This is a genomic window from Nocardiopsis eucommiae (assembly GCF_965344335.1).
Classification (GTDB): Bacteria; Actinomycetota; Actinomycetes; order Streptosporangiales; family Streptosporangiaceae; genus Nocardiopsis; species Nocardiopsis eucommiae.
Genome location: NZ_CBDRIY010000002.1, coordinates 124,232 through 147,604, shown reverse-complemented (window position 1 = coordinate 147,604; position 23,373 = coordinate 124,232). Strand labels below are relative to the sequence as shown.

Here is a 23,373-nt window from a genome sequence, read left to right as displayed (position 1 = left end):
CGCGGATCGCTGGTCACGGGTGGCCGTGCGGGCACCGTCGCCGGTGCCGGCCCCGGGCCGGAGGGAGGGAGTGGACCTGCCAGTTCGCCGAAGCTCGCCCATGTTTCCAGTAAAGCAGTGGGGAAGCCCGGTGGGGGGCGCTACCCGAAAGTAGTCGGCTCGGAACCCTGCGAAACCACGGATTCGGAGGTGCGTGGGCCGATGAGGGGAAACGCCCGAAAGCGTCGGAATGTGCGTGACTGGCCGCCACGAAATACTACGCTATGTGACTAGGGAGTCACTTCTTGCTTGGGGGAGACATGATCACGAACCTGTCGGAGCTCGCTGATCGAGTGAGCCTGTCGCAGATGGACAGCGGCGAACGCACCTTCGCCTGGTTGAGCGGCATCACCGGTGTCCTCTTCCTCCTCCTGTTCCTCGCCATCGCCGTGCTGGTGATCGCCGCCGTCATCTCGACCCTGGCCAACGGGGACACCACCGGCGGGGGCAAGCTCCTCTGGGTCATCTTCATCCTGTGGTTTCCCCTGTTCGGCGCGGTCGCCTGGTTCGTGGTCGGCAGGAAGGGGCACCTCAACCGCTTCCTCGGCATCGACAAGGGCCGGGCTCGGCACACCGTCCCGGGGAGCGTCGGGCAGCACAGCAACATCCCTCCCGACCAGACCGGACTCGGCAACGCCTGACCGCACGACGAAGGGCCCCGGGTGATCCCGGGGCCCTTCGCGTTGTCCACAGCCTGTGGACAAGTTCCCATGTCGACGCGTCGACGTGGGATCAGCCCTGGAAACAGGGGCCGGGCTCCATCACCGTCTCCAGCGCCGTGTACCGCCCCTCCGGGTTCCGGACCAGACGGCGCAGTCCCGTCACCGCCGGTCGGGGGATCGGTCCGTACACATGGGGGAAGAGCACGTCCGCGTCGACCCCGGGCGGCGGGACGGGCGCCGCCGCCTCCCACCGCACCTCGGCGTCCACCTTCTCGGTGTTCACCACGAGTACGACCAGCGCCTCCGCGGGATCGGAGTAGAAGGCGTTGGCCACCGCCAGCATGGTGGCCTCGTCGGGCGAGGCGTGCAGGAACCCCTCGGTGCCCAGGGAGTCGGCCTCGACGTCCCCGTCGGCGCGCCAGCGTGAGAGTTCGGTCAGGTGCAGTACGTGAGCCATGCAGCGGACGCTACCGCGTCACCCCCGGAGGCGCGGGGACCAGGGGTTCCCGGACGTGCCGTGGGAACGACGGACGCCCCGGCCGGGGACTCGGGCCGGGGCGTCGCGTACGGGGGTGCTACAGGATGATCCGCATGGGCTCTTCCAGGATCTCCGCGAGCTCCTTGAGGAAGGCGGCGCCCACGGCACCGTCGACCGCGCGGTGGTCCACGGACAGCTCCAGGGCGATGCGGTTGCGCACCGCCACCTCACCGTCCACGACCACGGCCTCCGGACGCATGGCGCCGACCGCGAGGATGGCGGCCTCCGGCGGGTTGATCACGGCGGAGAAGCTGTCGATACCGAACATGCCCAGGTTGGACACGCTGAAGGTACCGCCGCTCATCTCCTGCGGCTTCAGCTTGTTGTCCCGGGCCTTGCCCGCGAGCTCACGCGTGCGCGTGGAGATCTCGGACAGAGTCGCCTTGTCGGTGTCGTGCAGCACCGGCACGACCAGCCCGGCGTCCACGGCGACGGCCACGCCGACGTTGGTCCGGTGGTGCTGGACCAGGGTGTCGTTGATCCAGGAGGTGTTGACCTCCGGGTGCAGCTTGAGCGCGGTGGCGCACGCCTTCACGATCAGGTCGTTGAAGCTGACCTTCACGCCCGTGCTGGACAGCTGCTCGTTGATCTGGCCCCGGAAGGCCTTGAGGGCCTCGGCGTCGATCGAGCGGCGCAGGTAGAAGTGCGGGACCGTCTGCTTGCTCTCGGTCAGACGGCGCGCGATCACCTTGCGCACGTTGCTGGTCTTGACCTCCTCGGAACCCCGGACCTCGTCCTGGGTCGGGGCGGCCTGGGCGGCGGGCGCCGGGGCGCTCGGCGCGGGGGCGGCCGGGGTCGCCTGGGCGGCGGACCCGTCCTTGGCGGCCTCGATGTCGGCGCGCACGATCCGACCCTTGGGGCCGGAGCCCTGGATCTTCGTGATGTCCAGGCCGTACTCCTTGGCCAGCCTGCGGGCCAGGGGAGAGGTCCGGGGGCGCTCACCGGCGGGCTCGTCGGCGACGGGGGCGGGCGCGGCGGCGGCCTCCTCCTGCGGCGGCTCCTCCTTGGGGGCCTCGGTGGCCGGGGCGGCGGGCGCGGCCGCTTCCTCGGGCACCGCGTCCGGGGAGTCCGCGATGAAACCGATGACCTCACCGATGGGGACGGTGTCGCCCTCGGAGAAGTTCTGCTTGACGAGGAAACCGTCCTCGTAGGCCTCGAACTCCATGACGGCCTTGTCGGTCTCGATCTCGACCAGCACGTCACCGGAGGCGACCTTGTCCCCCACCTTCTTGACCCAGGTGGAGATGACGCCCTCCTCCATGGTGTCGGAGAGGCGGGGCATGTGGATCTCGCTCATTGACTACTCCCTCTACCCGACCCGTTTGCCGACGGCGCTCAGGGTTTCCTTGATCGCGGTGCTGATCGACTCGACCGACGGCAGGGCGGCGGTCTCCAGCGGCTTGGCGTACGGCATGGGGACCTCGGCCATGGCCACCCGGCGCACGGGGGCGTCCAGGTAGTCGAAGGCCCCCTCCTGGATCGACGCGGCGATCTCCGCGCCGATGCCGTAGGTGAGCCAGTCGTCCTCACAGATCACCGCGGCACCGGTCTTCTTGACCGAGTCCACGAAGGTCTGCCGGTCGAGGGGACGCAGGCTGCGCAGGTTCACGACCTCGACGCTGATGTCCTCCTCGGCCAGCTTCTCGGCCACCTGGGTGGCGACCATCGCCATCCGGGAGTAGCCGATCAGCGTGATGTCGCTGCCCTCGCGGGTCACGGCGGCACGGCCGATGGTGGCGACGTTGTCGTTCTCCGGCTCCGCGTAGTCCTCGGGTACCTCACCCTTGGAGTTGTACAGGCCCAGGTTCTCCAGGAACAGGACCGGGTCGTCGTCGCGGATCGCGGCGCGCAGCATCGAGGAGGCCTCGGCCGGGGTGCTGGGAGCCATCACCTTGAGGCCGGGGATGAAGGAGTAGAACAGCTCGATGTTCTGCGAGTGCGTCGCGCCGAGCTGCTGACCGCCGCCGCCGGGGGTGCGGATGACCAGCGGGACGCTGGTCTGGCCGCCGAACATCCCGTAGATCTTGGCGGCGTGGTTGATGATCTGGTCGATGGCGATCAGCGAGAAGTTGATCGTCATGAGCTCCACGACCGGGCGCAGGCCCAGCATGGCGGCGCCGACGGCGGCGCCGACGAAGCCCTCCTCGGCGATGGGGGTGTCCTTGACCCGACGGGGGCCGAACTCCTTGAGGAGCCCCTCGGTGATCTTGTAGGAGCCCTCGAAGACGCCGATCTCCTCGCCGATCACGAGGACGTTCTCGTCACGCACCATCTCGGCGCGCAGGGTGTCGCGCAGGGCCTGGCGATAGGTGATCACGGACATGTGAGTGGTTCCTTCCTATTCCGCGAACACCGGGTCGGCGGGCATACGCCGCGACTCGTTCGGCACCGGGGTGGCGTAGGTGTAGTCGAAGAGCGTGGACACGTCCGGCTTCGGGCTGTTCTCCGCGAAGTCGGCGGCCTCGGTGACCTCGGCCTTGACCGAGGCGGCGATCTCGTCGCGCAGGTCGTCGGTGAGGATCCCGGCCTTGGCCAGCTGGGCGTCGAAGATCACGATCGGGTCGTTCTCCTCGGCCCGGGCCGACTCGCGCTGCTCGTCGGTGCGGTACTTGGCCGGGTCCACGACGGAGTGGCCCTTCTGCCGGTAGCTCCAGGCCTCCAGCAGGAACGGGGTCTGCTCCTCGCGGGCGCGCTCGACCAGGCGGGTGGCGGTGTCGCGGACGGCCAGGACGTCGCGGCCGTCGACGCGCTCACCCTCGATGCGGAAGGCGGCGCCGCGCTTGTAGAGCTCGGGCTCGGCGGAGGACATCTCCACGGTGGTGCCCATGCCGGTGAAGTTGTTGATCACCACGAAGACGACCGGCAGGTTCCACAGCTTGGCGATGTTGAGGGACTCGTGCCAGGCGCCGATGTTGGTGGTGCCGTCGCCCATCTGGCACATGACGACCTCGTCGCCGCCGCGGTAGGTGACGGCGAGCGCCGCACCGGTGGCCAGGGGGAGCTGGCCGCCGACGATGCCGTAGCCGCCGAGCATGCGGGTCTCGGTGTCGTACATGTGCATGGAGCCGCCCCAGCCCTTGGACACGCCGTCGACGCGTCCGTAGAGCTCGGCCATGACCCGCTTGGGGTCCATGCCCTTGCCGATCGCGTACCCGTGGTCACGGTAGTTCGTGAACAGGTAGTCGCGCTCCTGGAGGGCGGTCATCAGACCGACGACGGTGGCTTCCTCGCCGAGGTTGAGGTGGCAGTAACCGCCGACGCGGGCCTGGGTGTAGGCCTGTCCGGTGCGCTCCTCGAAGCGTCGGATGAAGAGCATCTGGCGGTAGTAGTCGAGGAGGGTCTCCGGCTTCTCGTTGCCGATGCCGGAGTCCTTCCGGGTCCGGCGCCGGGACGCGGAGGCCCGGGCGGTGCCGCCCTTCGGCTTGGCCGTGTCAGCCATGGTGTGCCTTTCTACGTGCGCGGAGGCCGCGCGCATCCGTCCTGTGGGTCGGAGACGCGGCCCGCCCGGACCCCGCTGTCAGGCGTGGTCCCGGCGCGTGCCGCCGCCGGGCTCATCGGCGGCGACACTGTGGCTGTTGCGGGGCGCGTCCGGTCGGGCCTGGCGGGGCCCGGGTGCGGACGCGAAGCGAATCGGGGTCACGTGTGCAGTTGTCGCGCCGCGACCCTTGACGGCATTGCTTCCCGGTCTGGGGTGCGGTAAGCATCCGCCGGGAGGTCGGCCGAGTTCGTTCACCGGCCGGATGAACAACCCCGTGCCACCAGGGGGCACGCGCGTGTGTGGTGTGACGTGCGTCGCGCACACTCTACGGTCTGATCGATGATCGATCAATACAACTTTAGGACAGAAACCCGGAGTTCGGTGCAAACCACCAGGTGACGGCAGGAGCCGCCCAGGTGGGAAGGGAGGGGAGGGGCGTGGAAGCCCCGCCTCCCGGGGCCTAGCGACTGCCCTCGTGGGTCCGGAGCGCCGCCTCGACGTAGTTCATGACGTGGTCGCTGAGCATCTGCCCCACGGCGGGATCGCCCTCGCGGAAGGCCCGTGTGATCTGCGCGTGGTCGGCGGCCTTGGCGTGCAGCTCCATGTTGAGCCAGCGCACCGACAGCGCCGTCCACACCTCGACCCCCAGGGACTCCCAGGTGTGCAGCAGCACGCTGTTGTCCGCCGCCCGCACGACCTCGCGGTGGAACTCCACACTGTGCCGGATCTGCTCGGTGACGTTCCCCTCGGCCGTGGCGCGCTGGAGCGCCTCCACCTCGCGTTCCAGGACGGAGGGGTCCTCGGCGAGGCGCGGCGCGGCCAACTGTGCGGCGACCAGCTCTAGACCGGCGCGGACGGGGTAGATCTCCGCCATGTCCTGGACTCCGAAGGCCCTGACCCGGGCCCCCTTGTTCGGCACGGTCTCGATGAGGCGCAGCGTCTCCAGCTCGCGGAGCGCCTCGCGGACCGGCGCCTGGCTGACCTTCAGCTCCGTGGCGATCCTGCGTTCCACGATGCGTTCTCCGGGCTGCCAGCGGCCGGACAGCAGACCCTCGACCAGTACCTGCCGGATCTGTTCCCTCAGCGGCTCACGGGCCAGCTTCGAGGGGTCCTCCGGCAACTGTGGGAGGTCGACCATCCAGGGCCCTTCCGTCTTCCGACCCGTGCGCGACCAGCACACGTGCCGACACACTCCAGCGTCTGACAAGCTCCTTGAAGGGTGCCACACGCGCACGTGTCCGCCGGACGGTCGGCCTCGAAGTGCTAACGGAACCCTCACGAACCGGTCGCGTGCGGGTGAAGCGCGCCGGTCGTCGACGTGGGCTTCCGGCAAAGTCCGAGGTGGAAGGGTCACACTTGGCCCGGGAAACCACCAATGAGGGCGACTGTCCGGGTAGGCTCGCGTGTTGGCAATATCCACCCAAAGCCGTACGGAGAGTTACCCACGTCACGGTGATGGCCCGACGAGAGCGCCCTGACCTGCGCTGACCGAAGCAATCGCGGTAACGAGCGCCCACACAGACGCCACTGTCGACCAGTTCCGTTCCCTGGACGTCGAGCCTGCCCGGCGACCGGTCACGACCACCGTGAACCAGTCCGAAGGTTCGACCGTCGAACGGGGTGTGAGGGGTAAGCCCCCGGTACGTCCCACACTCCGTGTCGGCCCCCGGGGACGTCAGGATCAGTCCCAACAACCGCGGCTAGCCCGTCCCCCACGCCTCAAGCAGTGCCACAGGCGAGCCCACGACGTGTGAGACAGCACTGAGCACATGACGCAACCTTCGCGGACCCGGCACGCGCGGTCCAGACAGTCCACGACGCCACACGAACCGGAGCGGCGCAAGCCGGAACCCGGACCCTACAGCGGCCCGATCCCCGTGGTGCCGAGCAAGGAGCTCGCGCCGGGGCCGCCCGTCGTGCGCGCGGTCAGGTGGCCGAGTGTGAGCGAGATCGCGTGGGGGCTGGCCTCCGACCGCATCGCGATCATGCTCTTCGTGGCGCTCATCGTCATGACGATGCTGGCCGCGGGGCCGCTGCACCCGGTCGACAACCTCCTCAACGAGCTGCCCCGGCCCTACTGGGACACGCTGCGCGAGCCGCTGATCTTCTGGCCGGACAACGTGGCCTCGCGTTACGTGGCCCTGCCGGTCCTCGGCGTCACCACGCTCCAGCTGGCCTACTGGCACCGCAGCTGGCGGCCGATCATCCTGGGGGCGGGCGGCGTCTTCGGGATGATGTCCCTGGTCTCCGTGATGAAGCTGCTGTTCAACCGGGGTCACGCCAAGTACTACGACCCGGACTTCTTCGCGGGGGCGGGCAACGTCGCCTTCCCCTCCGGGCACGGGGCCAACGCGATCCTCATCTACGGCCTGGTGCTGTTCCTCATCATCCGGTTCGGCGCGGCGCGCCCCCACATCATCAGGCGGTTGGCCTACTGCATCGTGGGCATCGCGCTCCTCCAGTCGACCGTCTCGATCTACCTGCACTTCCACTGGTTCACGGACCTGCTGGCCGGGATGATCGCGGGCGGGTTCGCGCTCAGACTCACGATCCGCCTGGACCGGATGATCCCGCACGGCCACACCGTGCAGTGGTGGCCCTGGTACGGCCGGGAGACCGAGACCGCCACCTAGGCCGTGTTTTTTGGATCATTCCTCCCACCCGTCGCCCGCCACCACCCTCAACGGACGCCTTCGGCGCTGTGTCTTCGCGTTACTGCCAGGCTGCCTCTCGCGGCGCCGATGAAGCTCGGACAGCCAAACCCGGGCGGGCCCCCGCTCCGCGAGGCTGCGGAGCTTGCGTAGCAGCGCACAGTAGGGGCAGCTTCACTCATCGTCTTGCGAGAGATTGCCTGGCGGCCGCTCGCATCGATGGCGGCTCCGCCAGCCACCGGCGAAAGCATCCACAAAAACACGGCCTAGCCCGCTCCGGCCCGCAGGGGTCCGGCAGGAACACCCGTCGAGACGCTCGGCGGGTGTTCTTCGTGTTCGGACCCGCTTCGGAATACCCCCATGGGGTATATGCGTTGGTGCGAGACGCGCGTACGACGCGGACCTCCGTGGTTCGGAGGCCCCGGGCGTGCAGGGTCGGATCAGGAGAGGGGTCGACATGACGACAGGTCAGCAAGGCGACGACGACGGCGGGGCGCACGAGGGGCGCGCCGACCACGGTGAGCACCGTGACCACGGGGACCGTGCGCGTCACGGTAGCCACGCGGATCACACCGGTCACGGGGACCACGGCGCCGCCAAGGACCATGGTGACCACGGTGGTCACGGGGGCCACAGTGGTCACAGTGGTCACGGGGGCCACGGGGGCCACGGGGGCCACAGTGGTCACGGCGGACACGGGGACCACGCCGCGATGTTCCGCGCCCGGTTCTGGTGGAGCCTGCTCCTGAGTGTGCCCGTGGTGTTCACCAGCCACATGATCTCCGGGTGGCTCGGCTACGACGTCCCGCAGGCCCTCACCTGGGTGCCGCCACTCCTGGGCACCGTGGTCTTCCTCTACGGCGGCTGGCCGTTCCTCACCGGTGTCCCCGGTGAGCTGCGCGAACGCAGGCCCGGGATGATGACCCTGGTCGCGATGGCGATCTCCGTCGCCTTCGTCGCGAGCCTGCTCTCCACCTTCGGGGTGGTTGGCATGGAGCTCGACTTCTGGTGGGAGCTGGTCCTGCTGGTCGTGGTGATGCTCCTCGGCCACTGGCTGGAGATGCGCGCCCTCGGGCAGGCCTCCGGGGCGTTGGAGGCCCTGGCCGCCCTGCTGCCGGACCGCGCCGAACGGGTCGGCTCCGACGGCGGGGTCGAGGAGGTCCCCGCCGCCGATCTTCGCACCGGCGACACCGTCCTGGTCCGCTCCGGTGGGCGGGTCCCCGCCGACGGCACGGTCGTCCAGGGATCCGCCGCCGTGGACGAGTCCATGATCACCGGCGAGTCCCGTACCGTCACCCGTGCCGAGGACGACCGGGTGGTCGCCGGGACGGTCGCCACCGACTCCTCCCTGCGGGTCAGGGTGGACGCGGTCGGTGACGACACCACCCTCGCGGGGATCCAACGCCTGGTCAGCGAGGCCCAGGAGTCGAAGTCGCGGTCGCAGGCGCTGGCCGACCGCGCGGCCGCGCTGCTGTTCTGGTTCGCCCTCGCCGCCGCCGTGGTCACCGCGGCCGTGTGGGGAGTGGTCCTCGGGGAGGGCAGCCAGGCCGTCGAACGGACCGTCACCGTGCTGGTCATCGCCTGCCCCCACGCGCTGGGGCTGGCGATCCCGCTGGTCATCGCGATCTCCACGACCCTGTCGGCGCGCAACGGCATCCTCGTCAAGGACCGGCTGTCACTGGAGCGCACCCGGCTCGTGGACACCGTGCTCTTCGACAAGACCGGAACCCTGACCAGGGGCGCCCCGGCGGTCGGTGACTCCGCCGCCGTCGACGGGTGGACCGACGAACGGGTCCTGGCCCTGGCCGGGGCGGTCGAGGCCGACTCCGAGCACCCGCTGGCCAGGGCGATCGTCCGGGCCGCCCGGGAGCGGGGGCCGGTGCCCGGGGCCACGGACTTCCGTTCCCTGACCGGACACGGCGTCCGGGCGGTCGTGGACGGTGCCGAGGCCCAGGTGGGCGGGCCCGCGCTCCTGGAGTCCCTGGGCGTCACGGAACCCGACGACCTGGCCGAACGCACCGGGTTCTGGCGCGACCGGGGCGCCACCGTCCTGCACCTGGTGGTGGACGGCTCCGTGGTCGGGGCGCTCTCCTTGGCCGACGAGGTACGCCCCGAGTCCGCCTCGGCCGTCCGTCAGCTCCAGGAGCAGGGGGTACGTGTGGCGATGGTGACCGGTGACGCCCGCAACGTCGCCGACGCCGTCGCCACCGAGCTCGGCCTGGACGAAGTGTTCGCGCAGGTGCTGCCGGACCAGAAGGACGCGGTGGTCCGGGACCTCCAGGAGCGGGGCCACCGGGTCGCCATGGTCGGTGACGGGGTGAACGACGCCCCCGCCCTGGCCCGGGCGGACGTGGGTGTCGCCATCGGCGCCGGGACCGACGTGGCCATCGAGTCCGCCGGAGTGGTGTTGGCCTCCGACGACCCGCGCGGTGTGGTGTCGGTCCGGAAGCTGTCCCGGGCGGGGTACCGGAAGATGGTCCAGAACCTGGTCTGGGCCGCCGGGTACAACGTGGCGGCGGTCCCGCTGGCCGCCGGGGTGCTGGCCCCGGTCGGCATCGTGCTCGCCCCGGCGGTGGGTGCGGTGCTGATGAGCCTGTCCACGATCATCGTGGCGCTCAACGCCCAGCTCCTCCGGCGTCTGGACCTGCGTCCCGCGGACTGACCGGGAGCGGTCGGAACGGCCCCGTCCGAAGAGTGGAACCCCTGCCGGTCTGGACCTGCGGGGAACCGGGTGTCACCATTGTGGGTGCCGCGGACTCCCTCTTGTAGCGGGAGAGGGCCCGCGCAACCAGACCGCCGCCCCGACCGGTTACGGGGCGGCGGTCGCTCCGCGCGACCGGTCGGGGCGGGTGCGAGACGGGGGCCCGCTGTTTCACGTGAAACACCCGGTACCGGTCGGTCAGTCGCCCGCCACCGCGTCCTTCGGGTGCCGCACGCGGGAGGGGTGGTCCATGCAGTGGCCCATCGCCCGGTGCCAGCGGTTGCCGCGCAGGTCCGGTTCGAGGGCGGCCAGCGCGGCCGCGTACTTGCTGAACCGGGCCTCCCGCACCCCGAGCGCGTGCAGCCGCCGCTCGGTGGTGGTCAGCCCGCCCCGGGTCTTGACCTCCAGCAGCACCACGTTCGGGCGCATCCGCACCTCCCAGTCGCCCCGGTAACCCACCAGGCCGTGGTCGATCGTCACCCGCTCCTCGCAGGACAGGGCCACGACGGTGGTCCGCCGGTAGTCGGTCACGGCGGAGGGCCGCAGGACGTCCGGGGGAGCGAGCCGACACCGGCTCAGCGAGCGGTCGAGGAAGTCACGGGTCCGCCAGGTCAGACGGTCCACGGGGGAGCCCGGGGGCAGTTCGACGCGCACCTTGTCGGTGATCCCGCGCGCCCCCTTCAGCTTCACCTCGAACATCGTCGTGCCGGTGTCCACGTAGGAGCGGGTGCGCACCTTGTAGCGCAGCCGCCGCCCCTGGCGGTGGTCGTGAAAGGTCCGCAGATCCGGGGTGTCCAGATAGGTGGACGAGTACAGGAACGACGTCCGTCCGTCGATCTCCAGGACCCCGAACGCGTCCTCCGCGCCGTCGAAGAGGGCGGGCACCAGGTCGGCGGGGAGCAGGTACTTGCGGCAGGTGCGGGTGACGAGGGCGGCGCGGTCGTTGATCTCCGCCAGGGAGACCGGGTGCAGCCGGTCCAGCCCGGACGGCGCCGTGGCGGGGGAGAGGACGGGGGTGGGGGAGGGGGTTCTCAACGCCCACCCCACATGGAGGCCAGCGGCTGGCGTCCGGCGGGCCGCCCCGGGACCTCGGTCAGCTTCGGTTCCTGGAAGCGCACGTCCACCACCATGAGGTCGCGTACGTAGTCCACCTCGGTGACGTCCACGTGCCGCACCCGGCCGCGCAGTCGCCGCTCCAGGTCCTGCCGGAGCGCCGTCGGGTCCTCGTGCACCACGTCCAGGGTCATGACCCGGCGCTGGGTGCGGGCCAGCAGCTTCGGGTGCCCGGCCACGTACAGGGAGGACAGCAGGAGGGCGTTCAGTCCCAGCAGCAGCCACGGTGCCGGAGCGGCCACCGCGTTCACCAGGCCGAGGGCGATCGCGATGAAGTAGTAGCCGATCTCCCCCTGGCTGATGAGGTCCGAGCGCAGGCGCAGGATCGACAGGACGCCGAAGAGCCCGAAGCCGACCGCCAGGCCGACCTCCTGCTGGGCCAGCATCGACACGACCGCGAAGATGCCGACGTTGAGCGCCACGTAGGCGAGCACCAGGTCCCGCCGGCCGTGCCTGCGGAAGTAGAGGACGTAGGACAACAACGTGATCGCGGTCAGGTCGACCGCAAGTGCGAACCAGAACATGTCGACCATGGTGGGCAGCCGCGGTGAGGCGATCATGAGCGCCGCATGAGGGAACCCTCATGTTTCGGAGGCGGCCGCCGCACGGGCGTCCGGTCCCGGACACGCGGGGGCCGACCGGCCCAGGTGCTCGGGCGGTCGGCCCCCGGGGACGGCGCCTCGACTGGTCAGCCGGTCAGCCGGTACCCCATGCCCCGCACCGTGAGGATGCGTTCCGGGCCCACCTTGCGGCGCAGCGCGCGCACGAACACGTCCACCACGTTCGACCCGGGGTCGTAGTCGTAACCCCACACGTGCGACAGCATCTGCTGGCGGGTCATCACCTGTCCCTGGTGCCGCATGAGCAGCTCCAGCAGCGCGAACTCGCGGGCCGTGAGGTCCACCGAGTCCTCGCCCACCGCCACCCGGCGGGTCCGCAGGTCCAGGCGGAGCCCGCCCGCGTGCAGCACCGTCAGGTCCGGGGCGCGCTCCGTGCGCATCCGCAGCCGGACCCTCGCCAGCAGCTCCTCGAACCGGAACGGCTTGGTGACGTAGTCGTCCGCACCGATCTCCAGGCCCGTCACGGTGTCCCGGACGCCGTCCCGGGCGGTCAGGATCACCACGGGCACGTCCACTCCCAGGGCGCGCACCCTGCGGAGGACGTCGAACCCGTCGGTGTCCGGCAGCCCGAGGTCCAGCAGCATGAGGTCGAAGCCACCGGTGACGGCGTAGTCGACCGCCTCCGCCCCGGTGCCCACCACCGTGGTGGTGAACCCGCTGGCGGTCAGCCCCTTCTGGACGAAGGAGGCGATCCGCTCCTCGTCCTCGACGATGAGTACTCGGCTCACAGGTGTTCCCTTCCGACGCGGCCGGGGGTCAGGGGGATGACGAGGGTGAAGGTGGAGCCCGCCCCGGGCGCCGAGACCAGGTCCACCCGGCCGTGGTGCGCCTCCGCGATGGCGCGGACGATGGCCAGGCCGAGCCCGGCGCCCCGGTCGCCGCGCTCGGTGCGGCCGCCCCGGGAGAAGCGCTCGAAGATCCGGCCGTGCTCCACGGCGGGGATGCCGGGGCCCTGGTCGGCCACCCACAGGCGCACCTCGGAGTCGCTGACCCGCGAACCGGTGCGCAGGGTGGACCCGGGGGCGGTGTGCCGCACGGCGTTGGCCGCCAGCTGCACCATCGCCTGGGTGACGCGCTGGGGGTCCAGGCGCACGGTCTCCTCCGCCAGCGACTCCAGCCGCCAGTCGCGGTCTCCGAGCTGGCGCACCTTGGCGTCGATGTCGCTGGTGAGCTCGGCCAGGGAGACGGGCTCGGAGCGGACGAAGTCGGGCTGCTGGGCCTTGGCGAGCAGCAGCAGGTCCTCCACGATGCGGCCCATCCGGTCGAGCTCGTCGGTGACCAGCCGGACCACCTCTCGGCGCTCCTCGGGGTCGTCGCCCATGAGCTCCAGGTGGCCGCGCACGATCGTGATGGGGGTGCGCAGCTCGTGCCCGGCGTCGTCGACGAACCTGCGCTGCTCGGTGAAGGCGCCCTCCAACCGGTCCAGCATGCTGTTGAACTGCTCGGCGAGGGCCGCGATGTCGTCCCGCCCGGACACCTCGATCCGCTGGGAGAGGTCCTCCTCGGAGATCTGCGCGGCGGTCTGCCGGACCAGCCGCACGGGGGCCAGGATGCGGCCCGCCACCCACCAGGCGGCGGTGGCGGCGGCGAGCAGCCCGACCGCGCTGACCAGGGCGAGGGTGCCCATGGTCCCGGCGGAGGTGTCGTCGTCGTACGCGGTGAAGTAGCCGATCACGAACCAGCCCGCCGGGCCCCCGTCGCCCTCCGGGGGCAGCGCGCGGATCTTCTCCCACTCGACCGGACCGGCGGGGGTGTCCAGGACCCCTCGGGCGTCGGGGGTGCCCAGGACCGCCTCGACCATCGCGGGGTCCGCGGAGAGATCGTACGGGGGCTCCTGCCCCTGCCGGATGCGGCCGGTGACGGTCTCGGCCGAGCCCCGGTTCCCGCGTGAGGCCGTTCCCTCGGCGCCCGTGGCGCCCGACTCGGGCTCGTCGACCCAGCCGAAGAGGATCTCGGAGTCCTCGGGGAACTGGCGCTCCAGGTGGACCCGGATGAGGGTGGAGACGTCGGTGAAGGCGGTGCCGGTGCCGGGGTCGACCCCGACCGCCGCGAACTCCTGGAACTCCGCGATCTCCTGGTCCAGGGCGCGGTCGACCCGCTCGTCGGTCCGGGCGGTCAGCGCGCTCCACGTGACCACGTTGACCAGCACGAGGACGGCGGCCATGAGCAGGACCACCCAGGCCATGATGAGCAGCCGGGCGGGGACCCGGCGCCGCTGGGGAAGCTCGGGCTGGGGGCCGCGCAGCACGAGGGTCGGGAACACGGAGGTGCCGCCCGAGGAGGGGGCTCCCGGGGGCGGCGCGTCGTACGCCGGGTCCTCGGGTCTGGACCGGCCCGGCGGGACGTGGACGGTGGTGGCGTCGGGGTCGGCGGCGGGTCCGGGGTCGGTCCCCTCACCGTCCGCCCCCCGCTGGCGGTCAGTCGTCATCGTCGTCGTCCCCGTTCTCGTACCGCGTGTCCATGCAGGACTCCCACCAGAGCTCCCACTGTTCCTCACCCCAGGTCTCGTGGCCGGAACCCCCGTCGAGACAGTCGAAGGGGAAGCCGGTCGGCGGCTCGGGTGAGGGACTGGGCGAGGGCTCGGTCGAGGGCTCCGGAGAGGGGTCCTCGGAGCCGTCCCCGTCCCGGTCGGTGACCGGGGGAGGAGGGCTGACCACGCCGTCGTCGGGGTCGGCGGAGGCGGCGGCCTCGGGGGACTCGCCGAGCACCACCTCGGAGGCGAGCCCGGGGTCGGGGTCGCGCAGGAACAGCGCCCACAGCAGGGCGGCGACCGAGACGGCGACGACTGTCAGCGCCCCGACCGCCAGCGGCACCAGAGGTGATCTCATGACACGAGCTTCCCCTGTGAAGGAGGCGTCCGCATGAAACGGACGTGAGGAGATCTTCATGATCCCAGGTCGGCGGGCGACGAGGGGCGGGCCCCTCCGCACCGGAGGGGCCCGCCCGGGGCCCGGAGGCCGAGCCGTGCCCCTGGGGGCCTCCGCTTCGCCTCGGCCCGTCCCGTCGCGGTCAGGAACGGCCCTCCAGGTAGTGCACGGCGAGGCGGGCGAAGTTGTCGCCGCCGTGGCCCGCGTCCACGACCGCCCGCGCGAACGGGAGGACGGCCCCGAGCGGGCCCGGGTCCATCGACCGTTCCCGGGCGGCGTGGACGATGTGCTTCATCGTGGTCGTGTTGGAGAGGACGCCGGAGCCGTCCGCCGGGAACGAGCCCCGGTCGAGCTTGCCCGCCATGTCGGTCACGGACTCGGGCAGGATCCCGATGATGCCCTGGGCGAAGGGGGCGAAGTCCGCCGCCTCCACCCCTTCAGCCTTCGCCAGCGCGAACGCGTGCGCGAGCCCCGACATCGAGGTCCAGAAGATGTCGAGCAGCGCCAGGTCGTAGCCGGCGGCGCGGCCGTGGTCCGCGCCCAGGTGGGTGTGCGAACCGTTGATCGCGGCCAGGGTTCCCTCGTGGGCGCGGTAGACCTCCTCGGATCCGCTGTAGAGCACGACGGCGGAGGGGGTGCCGATGGTGAAGGTGGGCGACATCACCGCGCCGTCGACGTAGTCGATGCCGTGCTGGGCGGCCCAGGCGGAGGCGGCGCGGGAGCGGTCCGGGGTGTCGGCGGTGAGGTTGACGAGGGTGCGCCCCCTCAACGTGTCCGCGATCGGCAGGAGGATCGCGTCCGAAGCGTCGTAGTCGAGGACGCAGACGACCACCAGCGGGCTGGCTGCGACGGCCTCGGCGGGGGACGCCGCGAGGACGGCGCCCTTCGCGACGACCGCGTCGGCCTTGGACGCGGTGCGGTTCCAGACGGTCGTGGGGTGTCCGGCCTCCACGAACGCGCTGGCCAGCGACTCGCCCATCGGGCCGAGGCCGATCACGGTGACGGGGGACTGGGTGGTGCTCATGGGTGTTCCTCTCGTCGTGCGGTGGTTCCCACGGTGCCCGGGGGCGCTGTCGGTCGGCCGTCGGTCCGCTGCCGGTCGGCCGCCACCCGGGCGGGACCCGCGCGCCGCCCCGAGGGCGCCCGCCCGCCCTCCGCCGGTCGGCCGGTTAGTCTGCGTGAATGCGTTTCGGGGTGCTCGGTCCGCTCACGGTGTGGACCCACGACCAGCGGCCCGTCCGGGTGGCCGAGGCGAAGGTCCGCGCCCTCCTGGCGGACCTGCTGGTTCATCGCGGTCGACCGGTCTCGGCCGACCGGCTCGTCGACGACCTCTGGGGGGAGCACCTTCCGGCCGATCCCGCCGGGGCGTTGCAGGGGAAGGTGTCGCGGCTGCGGCGCGCGCTGGGTGACACGGACGCCGTGCTGTTCGGCCCGTTCGGGTACCGGCTGAGGGTCGGCGCGGACGAGGTGGACGCGGACCGGTTCGAGGCGACGGTGGCGCACGCGCGGAAGCTGACCGACCGTGAGCGCGCGGAGGGGCTGGCCGACGCCCTGGCGCTCTGGCGCGGGGAGGCGTTCTCCGGCTTCGAGGACGCGGGGTTCGCCCTCGCGGAGGCCCGTCGGCTGGCGGAGCTGCGGCTGGTCGCGGCGGAGGAGCTGGCCGAGACGCGCCTCGACCTCGGGGAGCACGGGCTGGTGGCGGGCGAACTGTCCGAACTGGTCGCGGCGCACCCGCTCCGGGAACGGCTCCGCGCCGCCCACATCCGCGCGCTGTACGGCTCCGGAAGGCAGAGCGAGGCCCTGGAGGGCTACGGCGACGTCCGCGCGCGGCTGCGCGACGAACTCGGCGTCGACCCCGGCCCGGAACTCACCGCCGTGCACGCGGCCGTCCTCCGGCAGGACCCCGCGTTGCGTGCGGCGCCGCGCCGCACGGCGGAACGCGGCAACCTCCCGGCCCGTCTCACGGAGCTGGTCGGCCGGGCGGAGGCGGTGACGCAGATCCGCGCGTTGCTGGGCACCGGTCGGATGGTGACGCTCACCGGACCGGGCGGGGTGGGCAAGACCCGGCTGGCGGTGGAGGTGGCCCGCACCCTCGGTGGGCGGTTCACGGACGGGGTGTGGCTGGTCGAGCTGGCCGGTCTGCCGTCCGGGAGCGGGCCCGAGGAGGTGGCCGACACGGTGGCGGCGACCCTGGGAGTACGGCAGGACGGGGACTCCGCGTCCGAGCCGGGGACCGCCCGGCTGGCGGCCGCGCTGCGCGGCGGGCGGACGCTGGTCGTGCTGGACAACTGCGAACACGTGGTGGGCGCGGCGGCGGAGGTGGCCGCCGGTCTCCTCGGCGCGGTGCCCGGCCTGCACGTGTTGGCGACCAGCCAGGAACGCCTCGCCACCGCCGGAGAGCTGCTGTGGACCGTCCCGCCGCTCGACGCGGACGGCGCGTCGCGGATGTTCGTCGAGCGCGCGGCGGCGGCCGAACCCCGGTTCACCCTCACCGAGGAGAACCGGGCCCACGTGGAGGCGATCTGCCGACGGCTGGACGGCGTGCCGCTCGCCCTGGAACTGGCCGCCACCCGGGTCCGGTCCGTGGACGTGGCCGAACTCGCCGCGCGCCTGGACGACCGGTTCCGGCTCCTGACCTCGGGCAGGCGGGACGCGCCCGCGCGACAGCGGACCCTGCGCGCGATGATCGAGTGGAGCTGGGAGCCCCTGACCGACCCCGAACGCGTGGTGCTGCGGCGTCTGGCGGCACACGCCGACGGCTGCACGCTGAGCGCCGCCGAGGAGCTGTGCTCCGGGGCGGGCGTGGACCCGGCCGACGTCCTGGAGCTGCTGGGAAGACTGGTGGACCGCTCGCTGGTCGTGCACCGGGACGGGCGCTACCGGCTGCTGGAGTCGGTGGCGGCCTACTGCGTCGAGCGCATGGTGGCCGCAGGGGAGCTGGAGCGCGTGCGCGACCGGCACCTCGCCCACTACCTCGGCCTCGCGGAACGCGCCGACCTGCGGGGGCGCGACCAGCGCGACTGGCTGGCGCGGCTGGACGCGGAGGCGGGCAACCTCCGTGCCGCCCTCCAGCACGCGGGTGGCTCGCGCGACGGCCTGAGGCTGGCCAACGCCCTGGTCTGGTACTGGTTCCTCCGGGGCCGTCTCGGTGAGGCGCGGAGGTCGCTGACCCTCGCGCTCTCCCACGGGCGCGGCGGCTCCGAGGTGCGCGACGACGACCCGCTCAGGGTGGAGACGACGGCCTGGCGGACCGGCATCGGGATGCTGCTCGGTGACGACGTGGACCCCGTCGGCCGCTCCCGCGAGGTGCTGGAACGGTTCGACGCCCACGGGGTGCGGGCCGCGCGGGCGAGGTGGTTCATGGCCTACGCCCAGTACGGCTACGGGGAGCAGCGCATCCGTGAGGAACGGGTGCTGGCGGCGCTGGCCGAGTCCCGCGCCGAGGACGACCGCTGGGGAGTGGCGGCCGCGCTCGTCACGCTGGCCTCGCCCGCGCTCCTGCGCGGGGACATCGAGGCCGCCCGGAGGGCCGGTACGCGGAGCCTGGCACTGTTCGAGGAGATCGGTGACGGCTGGGGACGGCTGCGGAGCACCGCGGTCCTGGCCGACCTGGCCGAGATCGCCGGAGACTACACCGAGGCCGCCCGGCTGCGGCGGGACGGGCTCCGCGACGCCGAGGAACTCGGGCTCTGGCCCGAGGTCTCCTACCGGCTGGCGGCCCTGGGGCGGTTGGCCCTGCTCGCCGGGGACCTGGAGGAGGCCGACGAGCTGCACGAACGGGCACGGCGGATCGCGGCGGAGCGGACCAGCAGACAGGAGGAGCAGTTCGCGGAGATGGGCCTGGCCTTCGCGGCGCGGCGGCGGGGGCGGCTCGACGACGCCGAACGGCACCTCGACCACTGGCTGGAGTGGAACCGCAGCAGGGAGGGGGAACCGGGGGTGGCGCTGATCCTCGCGGAACTCGGCTTCGTGGCCGAGCTGCGCGGTGACGCCGAGACCGCCCTCACCCTGCACCGGCAGGGGGAGGCCAGCGCGCGGACCATGGGAGACCCGAGGTCGGTGGCGCTCGCCCTGGAGGGACTGGCGGGCGCGTACGCCCTCGCCGGGGAGCACGTACGCGCGGCGACCCTGCTGGGGAACGCGGCCGCGCTCCGCGCGTCGGTGGGCGCCCCGCTGCCCCCGGGAGAGCGGGGCGACGTCGACCGCGCCACCGCCAGGGCGCGTTCGGCGCTCGGTGAGCGGGGGTTCGCGGCGGCCTTCGCCGCCGGGCGGAACGGCTGAGTCAGTAGCGGCGGCCGCGCAGCTCCGCGACGAGCACCGCCGCCTGGGTCCGCCGCTTGAGGTCCAGCTTCGCCAGCAGCGCCGAGACGTAGTTCTTGACGGTCTTCTCGGCCAGGTACAGCCGCTCACCGATCTGCCGGTTGGTCATGCCCTCACCGATGAGGTCGAGGATCTGACGCTCCTGCGGGGTCAGCTCCGCCAGCGGGTCCGGCTCGGCCTGGGCGCCGCGCAGCCGCTCCAGCATCGCGCCGGTGCTGCCCGAGTCCAGCAGGGAGCCGCCCGCGGCGACCGTGCGCACCGCGCCGACCAGGTCGGCGCCGTGGATCTGCTTGAGCACGTACCCGGCGGCCCCGGCCATGACGGCGTCGTACAGGGCGTCCTCGTCCGCGAAGGACGTGAGCATCAGGCAGGCGATCTGGGGGTGGTCGGACCGGATCTCCCGGCACACCTGCACCCCGGAGCCGCCCGGCAGACGCACGTCGAGCACGGCGACGTCGGGCAGGACCACGGGGATACGCGACAGCGCCTGTTCGGCGGTCCCGGCCTCACCCACGACGGTCATGTCGTCCTCGGTCTCCAGCAGCGAGGCCACACCGCGCCGGACCACCTCGTGGTCGTCGACGAGGAAGACCCTGATCGGCTTCCGGGCACCCTCGGCTCCACCGTCGATCATCGCGGACCTCCCTCGTCTCGTGTCCGTACGCGCATGACACCACTCCGAGGAAGACGTTAACGCCTGCGGGGGGTGCGGCGGGGGTCTTAAGGCACCGAACTCCCCGGGCGAAGGTCCCGGAAACGGACAAAGGACTGACCCTGGGGGCAAAGCGCCAGATCACGGCCGGTGCTGGTGTGGCCACCGTCGCCGCATCGTCACCATCTCGTCACCCGGCTCCGGGCCCCGGGCCCCCGCGCCCGGGGCCCGGAGCCCGCACGTCACGGCCGTCGACCCGCCCAGGGGCGCGCGAGCTCGAAGGCGCGGCAGGCCCGGAGCACGCGCTCGTCGGAGTGCCGGGGGCCCACCACCTGGAGGCCGATCGGCAGCCCGGACCCGCTGAACCCGCAGGGGATGCTCGCGGCGGGCTGCTGGGTCATGTTGAACGGGTAGCTGAACCCGGCCCAGGAGGTCCACCGCTTCCCGGACAGCTCCGGCGGCGACTCCAGCCCGGCCTCGAAGGCCACGATCGGCATGGTGGGCGTCAGCAGGAGGTCGTAGGTCTCGTGGAAGCGCCCCATCCGGGCACCCATCGCCATCCGCAGCGCCATGGCCGTCAGGTAGTCCTGCGCCGAGTAGGTATTGCCCTCCTCGATGATCTCCCGCAGCCCCGGGTCCTGGAGGTCCCGGTCCCGGTCGCTGAGCCGGTCGGTGGCCTTGGCGGCGCCCGAGTACCAGAGCACGTGGAACTCCTCCAGGGAGTCCGGAAGGTCGGGGTCGGCCTCCTCCACGTCGGCGCCCAGCGACGCGAACACGCGCACCGCCTCAGCGACCGCGCGGGCCACCTCCGGATCCACGCTCTGCCCGCCCAGGGTGGGGCTGTAGGCGATCCGCAGCCCCCGGACCAGCTCCTCCGGGTCGGTGCCGCGCCCCGCCTCGGCGAGGCCGGGACCCGGCGTGGGCATGGCCATCCAGTCCCGGGAGTCGAACCCGGAGACGACGTCCAGCATGAGCGCCATGTCGCCCACGGTCCTGGTCATCGGGCCGGTGTGCGCCAGCGACCCGAACGGGCTCGCCGGGAAGTGCGGCACCAGGCCCCAGGTGGGCTTGATCCCGCAGATGCCGGTGAAGCTCGCCGGGATGCGGATGGAACCGCCCCCGTCCGTCCCGGTGGACAACGGGCCCATCCCGGCCGCCACCGCCGCCGCCGAACCCCCGCTGGAGCCGCCGGGCGTGGTGGACAGGTCCCACGGGTTGCGCGTGATGCCGGTGAGCGGGTTGTCGGTGACGCCCTTCCAGGCCAGCTCGGGGGTGGTGGTCTTGCCGACGAACACCGCCCCCTGCTCGCGCATCCGCGCCACCACCGGGGAGTCCTCGTCCCACGGACCCTCCTGCGAGGAGGTGACCGACCCCTTGAGGGTGGGCCACCCCTTGGTCAGGTGGATGTCCTTGACCGAGGCGGGCACCCCGTCCAACCGGCCCTCGGGTTCTCCGCGCCGCCACCGCTCGGCGGAGGCGCGTGCCGCCTCGCGCGCCTCCTCGGGGCGGACCAGGCAGAACGCGTTCAGAGCGGGGTTGTCCTGCTCGATGCGTTCGAGGACCGAGTCCACCGCCTCCACCGGGGAGAGCTCCCCGCTGGAGTAGGCGCGGAGGAGCTCCTCGGCGGACAGGTCGGCCGGTGTCACGGGCTGACCCGCGCGCGCCGTCGGGACGCCGCGCGCGGCCCCCGGGGCGGCCCCGGCGGAGCCTTCGGCCGCACCGGCGGCCGCACCAGCGTCATCGGTCCCGGCCCGGTCGGAACGGATCGTCACATCAGCCTCCCAAGTCACGCGGGGGTCAGCCGGGTACGTAGCCCCGGCTCTTGTCCACGGCGTTGCGCGGTCCCCGCCCGTCCAGGTAACGGGCGAGGTTGTCCAGGAACAGCTCCACCAGGTCCTCCCGCCAGCCGACGACGTCACCGGACATGTGCGGCGACACGACGGAGCCGGGCAGCCCCCAGAGCGGGTTGATGGCCTTGAGCGGTTCCCGTTCGAAGACGTCCAGTGCCGCGCCGGCGATCACGCCCCGGTCCAGGGCGACGACCAGGTCGGACTGGACGACGATGGGGCCGCGCGCGATGTTGATCAGCCGCGCGGTGGGTTTCATCAGGTCGAGGAAGGTCCGGTCGACCAGGCCCCGGGTGGACTCGGTGAGCGGCGCGGCGACGATCACGTAGTCGGCCTCGGTGAGCTCGCCGAACAGGGTGCGTCCGCCGTCGGTGCCGCGTTCGGCCAGGCTGGACTCCACCACGGACCCGAAGTCGGGGTCGCCGTCGCGTGCGTGGCTGCCCGAGCCGTGGACCTCCATGCCCATCGCCGTGAGCTTGCGGGCGATCGCGCGGCCGATGGGTCCGGTGCCGACGACGAGGGCGCGCCGACCCGCCACCCGCTCTGTCTCGCGGTGCCGCCACCGGCGTTCGCGCTGGAGGTCCCAGGTGCCGTGGAAGTCCTTGGCGAAGGAGATGACCAGGCCCAGCACGTACTCCGCGATGTGCTCGTCGAACACGCCGCGCGAGTTGGTGACGAGGACGTCGCTCTCGACCAGCCCGGGGAACATCAGGTTGTCCACTCCGGTGGTGGCCGCGTGCACCCACTTCAGGGAGTCGGCCTTGGACCAGGAGTCGGACAGCGCCTCGGTGAACAGGTCCCACACGAGCAGGACGTCCGCGCCGGGCAGGCTGGCCGGGAGTTCGTCGGCGGTGGCGTAGACGACCTCGCCGAGTCCCGGGTGGTCGTCGATGCGCTCGTGTCCGGGTGGAAGGTCCGCACCGCGGAGCACGACGAGTCGGGGACGTTCGGGCACGGACGGGTGGGTGGTGGAACTGTTCACGGGCGCGCTTTCCGGTTGCGACGGTGTTCTGACGTGCCGATCCTGTCGTCGGAGGGGTGTTTCCGCCCTGCACGGGAAACGCTAGGGAGCCGACATAGGATTGTCAACAATCCACAAAACGGCTGTTTCGGGCCTATGGGGCGTGTCTCGCGGAGTCCCCCAGCGCCCGTCCGGAGTGTCGTCCACCCGCACCGACGCTCCCGACATACCCGCACGTCCCGGTGCCTATTGCCGATCTTGGTAGGTAGATCGTAAGATTGTCGACAATCAACAGTTCACAACGGACCGAAGGGCACCGAACGAGGTACACCGCGAAAGCACCGTCGGAGGGACACCACTTGCCCAGACTCATGACCGTCACCCTTGCCAGCCGCGGGGTCTCCTGCGTGGCGGAACTGCTCGACCAGGACGCGCCCCGCACCTGCGAGGCGGTGTGGAACGCCCTCCCGCAGGGGGACGCCGTCCAGCACGCCAAGTACGCGCGCAACGAGGTCTACACGATGGTGCCGAGGTTCGCCGACCCCGAACCGGGCCAGGAGAACCCCACCGTCACACCGATCCCCGGTGACCTCGTCTACTTCTCCTTCGACGAGGGCATGCTCGACCGCACCTTCAAGGAGGACAAGGGCATCGAGCACCTGCCCGGCGTCATCGACCTCGCCCTCTTCTACGGGCGCAACAACCTGCTGCTCAACGGAGACGTGGGCTGGGTCCCCGGCAACGTGTTCGCCACCGTCGTGGAGAACCTGCCCGCCATGGCCGAGGCCTGCAACGACGTCTGGCGCTCCGGCAGCGTCGGTGAGCGCCTCCTGTTCGAACGGCTCGAACGCTGACCCGCCCGGACGGAGAAGCCCGTCCCGAGGGGACGGGACCGGGGCGGCACCGGCCGCGCCCGGCGGAAAC

Annotated in this window: 19 protein-coding genes; 5 read left to right on the top strand and 14 right to left on the bottom strand. The window is 71.9% G+C overall.

The genetic code is table 11. The features are described from left to right. The first annotated feature begins 299 nt into the window (after positions 1 to 299). The gene (locus ACRWK8_RS02180) at positions 300 to 680 is read left to right on the top strand and encodes a PLD nuclease N-terminal domain-containing protein (protein ID WP_378735509.1); all 381 of its coding nucleotides are present in this window, start codon (positions 300 to 302) and stop codon (positions 678 to 680) included. A 91-nt stretch (positions 681 to 771) separates the two neighbouring features. Here the strand turns inward: ACRWK8_RS02180 and ACRWK8_RS02175 are convergent, their stop codons facing one another. The 5 genes from ACRWK8_RS02175 to ACRWK8_RS02155 form a co-directional block, all read right to left on the bottom strand. Then, positions 772 to 1,158, bottom strand: a complete 387-nt coding sequence (locus ACRWK8_RS02175) for a DUF952 domain-containing protein (protein ID WP_378735511.1) — start codon at positions 1,156 to 1,158, stop codon at positions 772 to 774. Positions 1,159 to 1,276: 118 nt separating this feature from the next. Continuing rightward, positions 1,277 to 2,536, bottom strand: a complete 1,260-nt coding sequence (locus ACRWK8_RS02170) for a dihydrolipoamide acetyltransferase family protein (RefSeq protein WP_431867991.1) — start codon at positions 2,534 to 2,536, stop codon at positions 1,277 to 1,279. A gap of 12 nt (positions 2,537 to 2,548) precedes the next feature. After that, positions 2,549 to 3,562, bottom strand: a complete 1,014-nt coding sequence (locus ACRWK8_RS02165) for an alpha-ketoacid dehydrogenase subunit beta (RefSeq protein ID WP_378735515.1) — start codon at positions 3,560 to 3,562, stop codon at positions 2,549 to 2,551. Between the two features lie 15 nt (positions 3,563 to 3,577). After that, positions 3,578 to 4,678, bottom strand: coding sequence for a pyruvate dehydrogenase (acetyl-transferring) E1 component subunit alpha (gene pdhA / locus ACRWK8_RS02160; protein WP_378735517.1), 1,101 nt, complete (start codon positions 4,676 to 4,678; stop codon positions 3,578 to 3,580). Positions 4,679 to 5,177: 499 nt separating this feature from the next. Then, a complete protein-coding gene (locus ACRWK8_RS02155) occupies positions 5,178 to 5,855 on the bottom strand; it encodes a GntR family transcriptional regulator (protein WP_378735519.1) in 678 nt (225 codons plus the stop codon). 778 nt (positions 5,856 to 6,633) lie between these two features. On the opposite strand from ACRWK8_RS02155, the gene ACRWK8_RS02150 reads away from it, so the two are divergent. Together ACRWK8_RS02150 and ACRWK8_RS02145 are read left to right on the top strand one after the other, a co-directional pair. Next, the gene (locus tag ACRWK8_RS02150; RefSeq protein ID WP_378736168.1) at positions 6,634 to 7,350 is read left to right on the top strand and encodes a phosphatase PAP2 family protein; all 717 of its coding nucleotides are present in this window, start codon (positions 6,634 to 6,636) and stop codon (positions 7,348 to 7,350) included. Positions 7,351 to 8,080: 730 nt separating this feature from the next. After that, positions 8,081 to 10,030, top strand: a complete 1,950-nt coding sequence (locus tag ACRWK8_RS02145) for a heavy metal translocating P-type ATPase (protein WP_431868074.1) — start codon at positions 8,081 to 8,083, stop codon at positions 10,028 to 10,030. A 237-nt stretch (positions 10,031 to 10,267) separates the two neighbouring features. On the opposite strand, the gene ACRWK8_RS02140 is transcribed toward ACRWK8_RS02145, so the two are convergent. The 6 genes from ACRWK8_RS02140 to ACRWK8_RS02115 form a co-directional block, all read right to left on the bottom strand. Continuing rightward, entirely contained in the window at positions 10,268 to 11,104 is an 837-nt protein-coding gene (locus tag ACRWK8_RS02140) for a polyphosphate polymerase domain-containing protein (RefSeq protein WP_431867988.1), read from the bottom strand. Next, on the bottom strand, positions 11,101 to 11,706 hold the full coding sequence (locus ACRWK8_RS02135) for a DUF4956 domain-containing protein (protein WP_431868072.1): 606 nt from the start codon (positions 11,704 to 11,706) through the stop codon (positions 11,101 to 11,103). The genes ACRWK8_RS02140 and ACRWK8_RS02135 overlap by 4 nt, the downstream gene beginning before the upstream one ends. Positions 11,707 to 11,870: 164 nt before the next feature. Beyond that, complete coding sequence (locus ACRWK8_RS02130; RefSeq protein WP_378735522.1) at positions 11,871 to 12,530, bottom strand: response regulator transcription factor; 660 nt, start codon at positions 12,528 to 12,530, stop codon at positions 11,871 to 11,873. Beyond that, complete coding sequence (locus ACRWK8_RS02125; protein ID WP_378735524.1) at positions 12,527 to 14,230, bottom strand: sensor histidine kinase; 1,704 nt, start codon at positions 14,228 to 14,230, stop codon at positions 12,527 to 12,529. The genes ACRWK8_RS02130 and ACRWK8_RS02125 overlap by 4 nt, the downstream gene beginning before the upstream one ends. Continuing rightward, positions 14,220 to 14,630 (bottom strand): hypothetical protein, encoded by a 411-nt coding sequence (locus tag ACRWK8_RS02120; protein ID WP_378735526.1) that lies wholly within the window; start codon positions 14,628 to 14,630, stop codon positions 14,220 to 14,222. Before ACRWK8_RS02120 ends, ACRWK8_RS02125 begins: the two co-directional genes overlap by 11 nt. 181 nt (positions 14,631 to 14,811) lie before the next feature. After that, positions 14,812 to 15,693, bottom strand: coding sequence for an NAD(P)-dependent oxidoreductase (locus ACRWK8_RS02115; protein WP_431867985.1), 882 nt, complete (start codon positions 15,691 to 15,693; stop codon positions 14,812 to 14,814). 158 nt (positions 15,694 to 15,851) lie between these two features. On the opposite strand from ACRWK8_RS02115, the gene ACRWK8_RS02110 reads away from it, so the two are divergent. Further along, positions 15,852 to 18,950 carry an ATP-binding protein gene (locus ACRWK8_RS02110; RefSeq protein ID WP_431867983.1) on the top strand — a complete coding sequence of 1,033 codons (3,099 nt, stop codon included), beginning with the start codon at positions 15,852 to 15,854 and terminating at the stop codon, positions 18,948 to 18,950. Between the two features lies 1 nt (position 18,951). On the opposite strand, the gene ACRWK8_RS02105 is transcribed toward ACRWK8_RS02110, so the two are convergent. The 3 genes from ACRWK8_RS02105 to ACRWK8_RS02095 form a co-directional block, all read right to left on the bottom strand. Beyond that, positions 18,952 to 19,623 (bottom strand): response regulator, encoded by a 672-nt coding sequence (locus ACRWK8_RS02105; protein ID WP_378735532.1) that lies wholly within the window; start codon positions 19,621 to 19,623, stop codon positions 18,952 to 18,954. Between the two features lie 260 nt (positions 19,624 to 19,883). Next, on the bottom strand, positions 19,884 to 21,413 hold the full coding sequence (locus ACRWK8_RS02100; RefSeq protein WP_378735534.1) for an amidase: 1,530 nt from the start codon (positions 21,411 to 21,413) through the stop codon (positions 19,884 to 19,886). 25 nt (positions 21,414 to 21,438) lie between these two features. Beyond that, entirely contained in the window at positions 21,439 to 22,470 is a 1,032-nt protein-coding gene (locus tag ACRWK8_RS02095; RefSeq protein ID WP_378735536.1) for a D-2-hydroxyacid dehydrogenase, read from the bottom strand. 350 nt (positions 22,471 to 22,820) lie between these two features. Between ACRWK8_RS02095 and ACRWK8_RS02090 the strand changes: the two genes are divergently transcribed. Beyond that, positions 22,821 to 23,303, top strand: a complete 483-nt coding sequence (locus ACRWK8_RS02090; RefSeq protein ID WP_378736174.1) for a DUF3830 family protein — start codon at positions 22,821 to 22,823, stop codon at positions 23,301 to 23,303. The last annotated feature ends 70 nt before the right edge of the window (positions 23,304 to 23,373 follow it).

Bases quoted from the DNA above. Each gene is read 5' to 3' on its own strand.
- ACRWK8_RS02180 (WP_378735509.1), top strand. From the start codon at position 300: ATGATCACGAACCTGTCGGAGCTCGCTGATCGAGTGAGCCTGTCGCAG.
- ACRWK8_RS02175 (WP_378735511.1), bottom strand. From the start codon at position 1,158: ATGGCTCACGTACTGCACCTGACCGAACTCTCACGCTGGCGCGCCGAC.
- ACRWK8_RS02170 (WP_431867991.1), bottom strand. From the start codon at position 2,536: ATGAGCGAGATCCACATGCCCCGCCTCTCCGACACCATGGAGGAGGGC.
- ACRWK8_RS02165 (WP_378735515.1), bottom strand. From the start codon at position 3,562: ATGTCCGTGATCACCTATCGCCAGGCCCTGCGCGACACCCTGCGCGCC.
- pdhA (WP_378735517.1), bottom strand. From the start codon at position 4,678: ATGGCTGACACGGCCAAGCCGAAGGGCGGCACCGCCCGGGCCTCCGCG.
- ACRWK8_RS02155 (WP_378735519.1), bottom strand. From the start codon at position 5,855: ATGGTCGACCTCCCACAGTTGCCGGAGGACCCCTCGAAGCTGGCCCGT.
- ACRWK8_RS02145 (WP_431868074.1), top strand. From the start codon at position 8,081: ATGTTCCGCGCCCGGTTCTGGTGGAGCCTGCTCCTGAGTGTGCCCGTG.
- ACRWK8_RS02135 (WP_431868072.1), bottom strand. From the start codon at position 11,706: ATGTTCTGGTTCGCACTTGCGGTCGACCTGACCGCGATCACGTTGTTG.
- ACRWK8_RS02125 (WP_378735524.1), bottom strand. From the start codon at position 14,230: ATGACGACTGACCGCCAGCGGGGGGCGGACGGTGAGGGGACCGACCCC.
- ACRWK8_RS02120 (WP_378735526.1), bottom strand. From the start codon at position 14,630: ATGAGATCACCTCTGGTGCCGCTGGCGGTCGGGGCGCTGACAGTCGTC.
- ACRWK8_RS02115 (WP_431867985.1), bottom strand. From the start codon at position 15,693: ATGAGCACCACCCAGTCCCCCGTCACCGTGATCGGCCTCGGCCCGATG.
- ACRWK8_RS02110 (WP_431867983.1), top strand. From the start codon at position 15,852: ATGCGTTTCGGGGTGCTCGGTCCGCTCACGGTGTGGACCCACGACCAG.
- ACRWK8_RS02105 (WP_378735532.1), bottom strand. From the start codon at position 19,623: ATGATCGACGGTGGAGCCGAGGGTGCCCGGAAGCCGATCAGGGTCTTC.
- ACRWK8_RS02090 (WP_378736174.1), top strand. From the start codon at position 22,821: ATGACCGTCACCCTTGCCAGCCGCGGGGTCTCCTGCGTGGCGGAACTG.